Source organism: Candidatus Poseidoniia archaeon, assembly GCA_030748895.1.
In the GTDB taxonomy this organism is placed as follows: domain Archaea; phylum Thermoplasmatota; class Poseidoniia; order MGIII; family CG-Epi1; genus UBA8886.
This window is the reverse complement of sequence record JASMLC010000071.1, coordinates 1-501: the sequence shown is the minus strand read 5'-3', so window position 1 is coordinate 501 and position 501 is coordinate 1. Positions and strand designations below refer to the sequence as shown.

At 65.7% G+C, this 501-nt stretch carries 1 protein-coding gene; it reads right to left on the bottom strand.

From position 1 onward, the window contains the following. Positions 1 to 21 precede the first annotated feature (21 nt). The coding region (locus QGG57_07185; GenBank protein ID MDP7007934.1) for a transposase at positions 22 to 501 on the bottom strand (480 nt) is incomplete at its 5' end.

Genomic DNA, 501 nt, shown 5'->3' with positions numbered 1-501 from the left:
GCGATGTCTCCTCGTCGTTGTTTAGGCCGTGGTTGCGGCCGCCTTCTCGGGCCAGCGGAAGGCTTCGCCGGTGATCAGCATGCGATGAAGAATCACCGCCAGCTTGCGCGCCAGCGCCACGCAGGCCTTCTTGTGGCTGGTCCGCTTCCTGACCCGGCGCGCCCAGTCCTTCAGTGGATGGGCCCGGCGCACCACCGTCAGCAGGCTGTTGGCGGCCTCATAAAGCTGGCTGCGCAGCAGACTGTCGCCAAACTTTGATATGCGCCCCGAATAATCCATTTCACCCGACTGATTACGTCGCGACGTCAGTCCGACATAGGCTCCCACGTCCCGTGACTTGGCGAACCGCCCGGCATCGCCGATGGTCGCCGCGTAGGCCAGCGCCGTCACCGGCCCCACGCCCGGAACCGTCATCAGCAGCCGGCAGGCCGCCATCGCTTTGGCGCGCGCTCCAACCTCACGATCCAATGCCGCGATTTGCACCGCCAAGGCTTCCGCGCT